The following is a 10,968-nucleotide window of genomic DNA, read 5'->3' as shown; positions in this document are numbered from 1 at the left end:
GGGATAACCGCTGAAAGCATCTAAGCGGGAAGCTCGCTTCAAGATGAGGTCTCCCACAGGGTAGCCTGGTAAGGCCCCCGACTAGATGATCGGGTTGATAGGCCGGAGGTGGAAGTGCGGTGACGCATGGAGCTGACCGGTACTAATAGGCCGAGGGCTTGACTACTTTATGATTCTGCTGTTTTGCGTCCACTGTGCGGTTCTCGGGCTGCGACCGGAGGGTCGGGTCTGATAGTGTTTCGGTGGCTTTGGCGAAGGGGAAACGCCCGGTTCCATTCCGAACCCGGTAGCTAAGCCCTTCAGCGCCGATGGTACTGCGTGGGGGACCGCGTGGGAGAGTAGGACGCCGCCGGACTTCTTTCCGATGGGGTTGTTTCTGGCCTTGTGGCTGGGGGCAACCCCATCGGCATTTCTGCGTTCTGCCGCGTTTCCGGCGTGGCAGGTGAGCCAGATCTCGGTGAGGCGTTGCCGCAGGCTGAGCGCTCCAGTGCACTCGAGGCCACCATCCTGAGACGCGATCGTCAGCCGCACAGTTGGCCCCAACTCCATGGACGTCCTACTATCGGACGTGCCAGCGGGAGTCGGTGGCATCGGTGGCAGCCGAGCGTCGTCCAGGGAGCGTGGCCATGAGCGCAGTTACCGCGGCGGAGGCGGAGCAGGAGATCCCCACGTTGCACGTGCCCACCGGGCCGGTGCGGGTCGTCACCGCGGCAGCTCTGTTCGACGGTCATGACGCCGCGATCAACATCATGCGGCGCATCCTCCAGGCACAGGGTGCGGAGGTGATTCACCTCGGGCATGACCGCGGGGTCGATGAGATCGTGACGGCCGCTATCCAGGAGGACGCGCAGGCGGTCGCGATCTCCTCCTACCAGGGCGGCCACGTCGAGTACTTCACCTATCTCGTCGAGCGGCTGCGCGAGCGCGGCGCCGGGCACGTGCGGGTCTACGGCGGCGGTGGCGGTGTCATCGTTCCGGAGGAGATCGATCTGCTGCACTCGCGCGGCGTGGCACGGATCTTCTCCCCGGAGGACGGCCGGCGTCTCGGGCTGGCTCTCATGGTCAACAGGATCGTCCGGGAAAGCGATGTGGACCTGGCGGCGGTCACGCCGGCACTGGGAGATCTGCGGTCCGGCGGCGATGCCGCGCTGGCCCGGGCGATCACCGTGCTCGAGAGTTCTCGGGATGCGGCCTTTGCCGCCGCCGTCCGGGAAGCGGCGGCGACCGCCGATCGGCCGCCGGTGCCGGTCCTCGGTATCACAGGCACGGGTGGATCAGGCAAGTCCTCGCTCACCGACGAGGTGCTGCGACGCTTCCGGCTCGATCAGAGCGATTCGCTGCGGATCGCGGTACTGGCCGTCGACCCGACGCGGCGGCGCGGCGGCGGAGCGCTGCTCGGCGACCGGATCAGGATGAACGCGCTGGCGATGCGGCCGGATGCCGGCGTCGAGCCGGCGGGGCCGAGGTCGGGCGGTGACGTGTCGCTGACCTTCTTCCGGTCGCTGGCAACGCGAAAGGCCGGGCGGGAGTTGCCCGAGCAGTTCGCCGACATCGTGGCGGCCTGCAAGGTGGCGGGCTATGACCTGGTGATCGTCGAGACCCCTGGAATCGGCCAGGGCGACGCGGCCATTGTGCCCTTCTGCGACGTCTCCCTGTATGTCATGACGCCCGAGTACGGGGCGTCGTCCCAGCTTGAAAAGATCGACATGCTCGACTTCGCGGACGCGGTGGCCGTCAACAAATTCGAGCGCCGTGGTGCCGAGGACGCGCGGCGCGATGTCGCGCGTCAGATGGTCCGCAATCGGGAGGAGTTCGGCGCGGAGTGGGAGGAGATGCCGGTCTTCGGCACCTCCGCGGCCCGCTTCAACGACGATGGCGTCACGGCGCTGTACTTCTACCTGCGCGATCTCCTCGGCGAGCGTGGTCTGGAGCTGAAGCAGGGCGCGCTGGAACCCGTGGAGGTGCGGGTATCCAGTGGTCTGACCACGGTCGTTCCGCCGGCCCGGGTCCGCTATCTCGCGGAGATCGCGGATGCTGTCCGTGGCTACCACGCCCACACGGAGGCGCAGGCGGTGCTGGCACGTCGTCGCGAGCACCTGGCCACCGCGATCGCCGAGCTCGAGGCGCATCAGCGGGGCACCGGGCCGGACCGGGCCGGGCGGGAGCAGGCCGGGCAGGCCGAGCAGTCGGACCTGCGGTTGCTGCGGAGCCTGCGGGATGCCGCCGAGTCGCGCCTCGATGCCGAGACGCGTGACCTGATCGAGTCCTGGCCCGCGCTGCGCGCGGAGCGTTCCGGCGACGAGATGGTCTACACCGTGCGCGGCCGGGAGATCCGTACTCCGCTGGTACGCACCACTCTCTCTGGAACCTCGCTGCCACGGGTGGCCGTTCCGGAGATAGACGACGACGCCCGGCTTGTGCGGTTCCGCCGGCGGGAGAACCTGCCGGGGCTGTTTCCGTTCACCGCCGGGGTCTTTCCCTTCAAGCGCGTTGGTGAGGCCCCGGCGCGCATGTTCGCCGGGGAGGGCGACCCGTTTCGGACCAACCGGCGCTTCCACCTCCTCTCGGCGGATTCACCGGCCACTCGGCTCAGCACAGCCTTTGACTCGGTGACCCTTTACGGACGTGATCCGGGTGCCCGGCCCGACGTCTACGGGAAGATCGGTACGTCAGGTGTTTCCGTCGCCACGCTGGATGACATGAAGACGCTGTTCGCCGGCTTCGATCTGTGCGCGCCGACGACCAGCGTCTCGATGACGATCAACGGGCCGGCGCCGGCCGTGCTGGCGATGTTCCTGACCACTGCGGTCGAGCAGCGGCTCGACCTCTTCCGGGTGGAGCATGGCCGTGAGCCTCGGGCGGCCGAGGCCGCCGAGGTCGCCGCCTGGGCGCTGGCGAACGTGCGTGGCACGGTCCAGGCGGACATCCTCAAGGAGGACCAGGGCCAGAACACCTGCATCTTCTCGACCGAGTTCGCGCTGCGGTGCATGGCCGACATGCAGGAATGGTTCATCGCCAACCAGGTGCGCAACTTCTACTCGGTGTCGATCTCCGGGTACCACATCGCGGAGGCAGGGGCGAACCCGATCAGCCAGCTGGCGTTCACGCTCGCGAACGGTTTCACCTACGTCGAGGCGTATCTGGCACGCGGTATGAACATCGACGACTTCGCCCCGAATCTTTCGTTCTTCTTCTCCAACGGCATGGACGCCGAGTACAGCGTGATCGGCCGGGTCGCCAGGCGCATCTGGGCGGTGGCCATGCGCGAGCGCTACGGTGCGTCGGAGCGCTCGCAGAAGCTCAAGTACCACGTGCAGACCTCGGGCCGTTCGCTGCACGCGCGCGAGATGAACTTCAACGACATCCGGACGACTCTGCAGGCTCTGTGCGCGATCTATGACAACTGCAACAGCCTGCACACCAATGCCTACGACGAGGCGGTCACCACGCCCACCGAGCAGTCGGTCCGGCGTGCGCTGGCGATCCAGATGATCATTGATCAGGAATGGGGGCTCGCCGGGAACGAGAACCCCCTGCAGGGCTCGTTCGCGATCGATGAGCTCACCGATCTCGTCGAGGAGGCCGTCCTCGCCGAGTTCGAGCGGATCTCGGAGCGTGGTGGCGTTCTCGGGGCGATGGAGACCGGATACCAGCGTGGTCGCATCCAGGACGAGTCGATGCTCTACGAACGGCGCAAGCACGACGGTTCGCTGCCGATCATCGGTGTCAACACCTTCCTCGGCCCGGACGACGACGAGGAGGACGCACACCAGCTCGAGCTGGCCCGGGCCACCGAGGAGGAGAAGCAGTCGCAGCTGCGCCGGCTCGAGGAGTTCACCTCAGGCAACGCGGCCGAGGCCGCCCTGGCGCTCGACCGTCTGCGGAAGGTCGCGACAGCGGGTGGCAATACCTTTGCCGCCTTGATGGACGCGGTGCGCGTGTGTTCGCTCGGTCAGATCAGCGCGGCGTTCTTCGAAGTCGGCGGGCAGTATCGCCGAAACATCTAGCCACGTCCGGCGGCGTTGACGTGCTGCGGCAGCGCGGTCGCGCAGCTGTGGCCGTCATCCGCCACATCGGTCATCGGCAACATCGGTCATCGTCGCGTGAAGATGTTGTACCCCCGGTGCCGGCGGCTCGGCACGTGGTTGTGGACGAGCCGAGCCGGCCGGCACACTGCGCCGGCGGGCCTCGCCCGTTGCCAAGGTCCGCGAATGGCACGTGGGAATGGCATAGTGGACAGCGCCATTCATCCGCTCATCCGCCCCGCGATCTTTTGGAGTACCGCCCTCGTGTCGCCGCCGAAGCCGCTTCCGACCGACCCGATCGCGGAGGCACACCGGCAGTGGACGGCGCACGGGTGGGGCGGGGTGGCGGACGGGATGGCCGCGGTCACCTCGTTGATGCGTGCACAGCAGATCCTGCTCGCCCGCGTCGACGAGATCCTGCGTCCGCTCGATCTGACGTTCGCCCGTTACGAGCTGTTGATGCTGCTGCTGTTCAGCCGCCGGGGCTCGTTGCCGCTCAGCCGCATCGGCAGTCTGCTCCAGGTCCACCCGACCAGCGTCACCAGTGCCGTCGACCGGCTGGAGGCCCGGGGCCAGGTTCGCCGCCAGCCGCATCCGACCGACCGGCGGGCCATCCTCGCCGAGATCACCGACGACGGTCGCGCGACGGCGCTCGCGGCCACCGAGAAGCTCAACGAGAGCGTGTTCGCCGATCCCGGTCTGCCCGAGAACGGGGTCCGCGAGCTCGTGGACCTGCTCACCGACCTTCGCAGCCGGGCCGGCGACTTCTGAGGGCCACGCTGTGCCGGTCCTCGCGGTCCTCGCGGTCCTCGCGGTCCTCGCGGTCCTGCCTGGTGGGACCGCTCGGCCCCGGCGAGCCCAGCTGAGGCGTCCGGGCTGCGGCTACCCTCTACAGACGTGACCTACCTCGACCACGCGGCGACCACGCCTATGCGTCCCGAGGCCGTCGAGGCGTTCACCGCAGCCCTGACCGGCACGCGCAACGCCTCATCACTGCATGCCGGTGGTCGGCGCGCACGCCGGCTCGTCGAGGAGTCGCGGGAGTCGCTGGCCGAGGTGCTGGGCGCGCGGCCGTCCGACGTCATCTTCACGGGTGGCGGCACGGAAAGTGACAATCTCGCGGTGAAGGGCCTGTTCTGGTCTCGCCGGGCGGTCGACCCGCAGCGGCGTCGTGTGCTGGTCAGCGCGGTCGAGCATCCCGCCGTGCTGGACACGGCGTCATGGCTCGCCAGGCAGCAGGGCGCGGTGCTGGAGACGATTCCGGTGGACGGCACCGGTCTGGTGCACCCCGAGGCGCTGCGTGCGGCCGTGCAGGCCGATCCGTCGTCCGTCGCGCTGATCTCGGTCATGTGGGCGAACAGCGAGGTGGGCACGATCCAGCCGGTCGCGGAGCTGGCGAGTATCGCGCACAACTACGGCATTCCGTTCCATACCGACGCGGTGCAGGCATTCGGCCAGGTGGAGACGTCCTTCGCCGCGAGCGCGGCGGACGCACTCACGATCAGCGCGCACAAGATCGGCGGCCCGGTCGGAGTCGGGGCGCTGCTCCTGCGGCGAGGCCTCGAGCTTGAGCCGCACCTGCACGGCGGTGGCCAGGAGCGCGACGTCCGTTCCGGCACCCTCAACACGCCCGGTGTCGCTGCCTTCGCGGCGGCCGCGCGCGTCGCCACAGCAGAGCTGCCCGCGGAGCGGCTCAGGCTTACCGACCTGCGCGATGACCTGGTGCGTCGGGTCCTCGCGCAGGTTCCCGGGGCCGTCCTCAACGGCGCGCCCTCCGGCGCCGGCCGGCTGCCCGGCAACGCCCATCTGACCTTTCCCGGCTGTGAGGGCGACTCGCTGCTCATGCTGCTCGACGCGCACGGAGTGGAATGCTCGACCGGTTCCGCCTGCTCGGCGGGAATCGCGCGGCCCTCTCATGTGCTGTTGGCTATGGGTGTCGAAGAGGCGCACGCTCGGGGTTCGCTGCGTTTCTCGCTCGGGCACGGTTCGGTCGCCGCGGACGTCGACGCGCTGGTCGCGGTGATCGGGCAGGTGGTCGAACGGGCGGGCCGGGCTGGTGAGCTCGCGGGCCTGATCTCGCGGGCCTGATCCCGGGCGGATCTGGTCCCGGGCGGATCTGGTCGTGCGGGTCTGGCCTCGCGGATCCTGACAGCGGGTCGGAACAGCTGGTCGGAGGGCCGTCTGGCCGGACGGGAGAGCGGGAGAGCGGGAGATGGGATCGTGAGCGGGATGAAGGTGCTCGCGGCAATGTCGGGTGGCGTCGATTCGGCGGTCGCCGCGGCCAGGGCCGTGGACGCCGGTCATGATGTGACCGGCGTCCATCTCGCCCTGTCCCGGTCGCCGGCCTCCGACCGGGTCGGTTCTCGAGGCTGCTGCACTCTGGAGGACGCGCGGGACGCCCGTCGTGCCGCCGACGTGCTCGGTATCCCCTTCTACGTGTGGGATCTCGCGGACCGCTTCGAGGCGGAGGTCATCGACCAGTTCGTCGCCGACTACGCCGCCGGACGAACCCCTAACCCATGTGTTCAGTGCAATGAGCGCATCAAGTTCTCCGCCGTCCTGGACAAGGCGCTCGCGCTCGGGTTCGACGCCGTGGTCACCGGGCATCACGCGCGACTCGACCCGGACGGCACCCTGCGCCGCTCGGTGGACCTGGCCAAGGACCAGTCCTACGTGCTCGGCACGCTGCGCCCCGACCAGCTCGCCGCGGCTCGGTTCCCGCTCGGCGACTCGACGAAGGCCCAGGTCCGTGAGGAGGCGGCGCGCCGTGGGCTGGGCGTCGCCGACAAGCCGGACAGCCACGACATCTGCTTCGTCGCCGCCGGGGACACCGGGGCCTGGCTCCGTGACCGGCTGGGGCCGCGGCCCGGCCCCATCGTCGACTCCGAGACCGGCGAGACCCTGGGCGAGCACGACGGCGCCTACGCCTTCACGGTGGGGCAGCGCCGGGGCCTGCGGCTGGGCCACCCCGCGCCGGACGGCCGTCCACGCTACGTGCTCGAGGTGTCCCCGGTGACGTCCACGGTGACCGTCGGGCCGGCGCGGGCGCTGGACATGCGCAGCCTGGTCGCGGAGCGGATCGTCTGGCCGCACGAGGGCCCGGTGTCATGCGTGGCGCAGGTGCGGGCACACGGTGGTGTGGTCCCCGCGGTGGTCCGTGCCCGTGGCGAGGAGCTTGACGTGCAGCTGGTGGAGCCTGTGCGTGGGACGGCGGCCGGTCAGGCCGTGGTGTTCTACGACGGCGACCGTGTGCTCGGCGGCGGCCGCATCCGCTCGCTGGCCGCCTGACATCCTTTTCCGGATCCGGTCCCTGACGGCGGAAGCCATGTCGGGGCGCCCGCGACGTGGGCCAGCCCGGGACCGGCCCGATGCGATGGCATCGGCACGGCACCAGGCACGAGGGCACCAGGCGACGGCACCGGCGACGGCACCCGGCCGGCCGCGGGCGTGTGATGCGTCTGAGACCCGGGATGCGTCCGGAGACTGTTCCGGAGATTGAGGAGTCGATGTGGCGATGATGTGGTCCGCGACGGAGCGCGAGCCTGGGCCGCCGGAGGAGGGGGACAGCGCGTCGCCGGCTGGCCAGGCCCCTGCCGCGCCCGAAGGCCTGCCGTGGTCGGCGGGGTGCGCGTCGGGTGTCGGGTCACTGCCCGACCTCGACCCGGTCGAAGCGGCGCGCTACGTGCTGGGGGAGGTCCCGGACCTGCCCTTCCTGCCGGAGCTGCCCGCCCGCGGAGTGGGTGCGGACATGATCGGCCGGACCTGCGCGGTGCTGGCGGATCTGCCGGTTGATCTGCAGCCATCCGGTTGGCGGCTGGTGCCGCGCCCGGGGCTCGACCTCCGCCGGGCCCGCGACCTGCTTGAACGGGACCTCGACGCGTTCACCGAGGCGGCCGCCGGCTACACCGGCCCGATCAAGGTGGCCGTCGGTGGTCCCTGGACGTTGGCGAGCACGGTGGAGCTGCCACGCGGGCACAAGGCGCTCGTGGACGCCGGAGCCACCCGTGATCTCGCGGAGGGCCTCGCGGAGGGGCTCAGCAGCCACCTGACCGACCTCGCTCGCCGGGTGCCGGGAGCCCGCCTGGTGGTTCAGCTGGACGAGCCGGCGCTGCCGGCGGTGCTCGCCGGACGCATCCGCACACCCAGTGGCTTCTCGGTGCTGCGCGCGGTCGAGGAAGGGCCGGCGACGGAGCGGCTGGCGGCCGTCCTGACCACGGCGACCGCGGTCGGGGCGGTGATCGCGGCCGGCGTGCACTGCTGTGCGCGGGACGTCCCGATCGGACTGCTGCGCCAGGCCGGGGCCCGCTTCGTCGGCCTGGACGCGACGCTGCTCACCCGGGACCAGGACGACGCCGTCGGCGAGGCGGTCGAGGCGGGGATGGGGCTGATGCTCGGCCTGGTACCGACCTCCGCCGGAGTCGGCCAGGATCTGTCGGACCCTCGTCGTACCGTCGCGGTGGCGGTCGACCTGTGGCGTCGGCTGGGTTTCCGTCCGGAGCTGCTGGGAGAGGTGGTCGCGGTGACACCAACGTGTGGTCTGGCTCATGCCACGGTGGCCGATGCGCGTGCCGTGCTGCGGCACTGCCGTCTGGCGGCGCGTGTCCTGGTGGAATCACCGCAGTGATTTCCACACTGTGAGCCTTTTCCATCTCACGCTCGTCGGGCGTGTCGCGGCAGGTCGGAGCCGACGGTGGAAAAGGCTCAGTGACATCCGGCCGGTGAGTTCCGCTGCAGCTGTGGCGTGGGGAGTTCGGTGAGCATGGCGGAGGAAGGCGTCGAGCCGATGGCCGACAACCAGGCGGTGGCGGTGCCCGCGGTGGCGCCGGTGCCTGTAGCGGGGGAGGCCGAGGCGCCTGACACGGCTGTGCGCGCGCGTGCTGCGGAGCTGGCCCGTGATCTGGAGGAACATGCCCACCGCTACTACGTGCTCGACGCGCCGACCATCGCCGACGCCGAGTACGACGCGCTTCTGCGTGAGCTTGACCAGATCGAGCAGCAGTACCCGGAGCTGCGAACCGCGGACTCGCCGACACAGAAGGTAGCCGGCTCCTACTCGACGCTGTTCACGCCGGTCACCCACCTGGAACGGCTGCTGTCGCTGGACAACGTCTTCGACGAGGACGGGTTCCACGCCTGGGCCGCACGTGCCGCGCGGGAGCAGCCGGTGGAGGCCTGGCTGTGCGAGTTGAAGATCGACGGGCTCGCGGTCGACCTCGTCTACGAGGCCGGTGCTCTCGTGAGCGCGGCCACCCGCGGCGACGGCCGTACCGGTGAGGACATAACGCTGAACGTGCGCAGCCTGCGCAGCGTGCCGGCACGGCTGCGTGGTCCGGGCGTGCCGGAGCTGCTGGAGGTCCGTGGGGAGGTGTACTTCCCGACCGCGGGGTTCGCCGAGCTCAACGCGTCACTGGTCGAGGCGGGAAAGGCGCCCTTCGCCAACCCGCGAAACGCGGCTGCCGGGTCGCTGCGGCAGAAGGACCCCCGGGTCACGGCCAGCCGCCCGCTGGCCATGATCGTGCACGGGCTCGGCGCGAACCGGGGGTTCGAGATGGAGTCACAGTCGGCCGCCTACGAGCGGCTGGCTGAGCTGGGCCTGCCGGTCTCCACGCGCTATCAGGTGTGCGCGGGGGTCGATGAGGTACTCGCCTTCGTGCGGGCGTGGGGTGAGCAGCGGCACGACGTCGAGCACGAGATCGACGGCATCGTGATCAAGGTCGACGGTTTCGCCCAGCAGCGCCGGCTTGGCGCCACCTCGAAGGCGCCCCGCTGGGCGGTCGCGTTCAAGTACCCGCCCGAGGAGGTCACCACCCGGCTGCGGGACATCCAGGTCAACGTCGGCCGAACGGGTCGGGTGACACCGTTCGGGGTTCTCGAGCCGGTGAAGGTGGCGGGGTCGACGGTGGGTATGGCCACCCTGCACAACATCGACGAGGTGGGCCGCAAGGGAGTGCTCATCGGGGACATGGTCGTGCTCCGCAAGGCCGGCGACGTCATTCCGGAGATCGTCAGCCCGGTCGTCGACCTGCGGGATGGTTCGGAGCGTGCGTTCGTCATGCCCACGCACTGCCCGGAGTGCGGTACCGAGCTGGTCCGTCCGGAAGGCGAGGTGGACATCCGCTGCCCGAACACGGTGTCGTGTCCGGCGCAGCTGCGGGAGTCGGTTTTCCACCTGGCGTCGCGCGGTGCGCTCGATATCGACGGGCTGGGCTATGAGACCGCGACGGTGCTACTCGCCGAAGGGCGCATCCGTGACATAGGCGACATTTTTCATCTCGCCCCGGAGTCCTTCGAGGGTCTGCGTGGCTTTGCGAGCAAGAAGGTCGACCAGATTCTGCGCGGGATCGAGGCGGCTCGGGACCGGCCGCTGTGGCGGTTGCTCGTCGGGTTGTCGATCCGGCATGTGGGGCCGACCGCCGCCCGCGCGTTGGCCCGGGAGCTGCGCTCCCTCGACGCGATCGCCGCCGCGCCGGCCGAGCGGCTCGCCGTCGTCGACGGGGTCGGGCCGAAGATCGCCGAGGCGGTGGTCGACTGGTTCGCCGATCCCCGCCATCGCGATGTCGTGGCCCGTATCGCAGCCGGTGGGGCCCGTCTGGCGGATGAGGGCGCGGGAGAGGGCCCCGGGCTGCTGGACGGTGTCGTCGTCGTCATCACCGGAACACTGCAGGGGTGGAGCCGGGACACGGCTACCGAGGCGGTGCAGGCGCGCGGCGGAAAGGTCACCGGCTCGGTGAGCAAGAAGACCACTTTCGTGGTCGCCGGGGTGGATCCAGGTGCCTCGAAGTACCAGAAGGCGCTGAGTCTGCGGATTCCGTTGCTCGACGAGACGGGCTTCGCAGCGCTGCTCGGTGACGGAGCGGATGCGGCCAGGGCGCTTGCCGTGCACGAAGAGGGGGAGGGGTAGCCTTCGAATCCTGGCAGCGAAAGGTTCATCACGGTGAGCACT

General features: G+C 69.9%; 6 protein-coding genes and 2 rRNA genes. All 8 read left to right on the top strand.

The features are described 5' to 3' along the window. A 23S ribosomal RNA gene (locus AWX74_RS11225) occupies positions 1-166 on the top strand; the annotation flags it as partial. Positions 167-238: 72 nt separating this feature from the next. Then, positions 239-355, top strand: a 5S ribosomal RNA gene (gene rrf, locus AWX74_RS11220). Between the two features lie 271 nt (positions 356-626). Next, complete coding sequence (gene icmF, locus AWX74_RS11215) at positions 627-4,007, top strand: fused isobutyryl-CoA mutase/GTPase IcmF (RefSeq protein ID WP_091274591.1); 3,381 nt, start codon at positions 627-629, stop codon at positions 4,005-4,007. A gap of 282 nt (positions 4,008-4,289) precedes the next feature. Continuing rightward, a complete protein-coding gene (locus AWX74_RS11210; protein WP_035951728.1) occupies positions 4,290-4,796 on the top strand; it encodes a MarR family winged helix-turn-helix transcriptional regulator in 507 nt (168 codons plus the stop codon). Positions 4,797-4,922: 126 nt separating this feature from the next. Next, entirely contained in the window at positions 4,923-6,113 is a 1,191-nt protein-coding gene (locus AWX74_RS11205; RefSeq protein WP_091274588.1) for a cysteine desulfurase family protein, read from the top strand. 141 nt (positions 6,114-6,254) lie between these two features. Next, positions 6,255-7,313 (top strand): tRNA 2-thiouridine(34) synthase MnmA, encoded by a 1,059-nt coding sequence (gene mnmA, locus AWX74_RS11200; RefSeq protein WP_054565044.1) that lies wholly within the window; start codon positions 6,255-6,257, stop codon positions 7,311-7,313. A 226-nt stretch (positions 7,314-7,539) separates the two neighbouring features. Beyond that, a complete protein-coding gene (locus AWX74_RS11195; protein ID WP_091274760.1) occupies positions 7,540-8,649 on the top strand; it encodes a methionine synthase in 1,110 nt (369 codons plus the stop codon). 135 nt (positions 8,650-8,784) lie between these two features. After that, positions 8,785-10,926: an NAD-dependent DNA ligase LigA gene (ligA, locus tag AWX74_RS11190; RefSeq protein ID WP_091274585.1), complete on the top strand. Its 2,142-nt coding sequence runs from the start codon at positions 8,785-8,787 to the stop codon at positions 10,924-10,926. Positions 10,927-10,968 lie beyond the last annotated feature (42 nt).

This window comes from Parafrankia irregularis (assembly GCF_001536285.1).
GTDB lineage: Bacteria > Actinomycetota > Actinomycetes > Frankiales > Frankiaceae > Parafrankia > Parafrankia irregularis.
The sequence above is the reverse complement of the archived record's forward strand: the minus strand, read 5'-3'. Positions and strand labels throughout refer to the sequence as shown.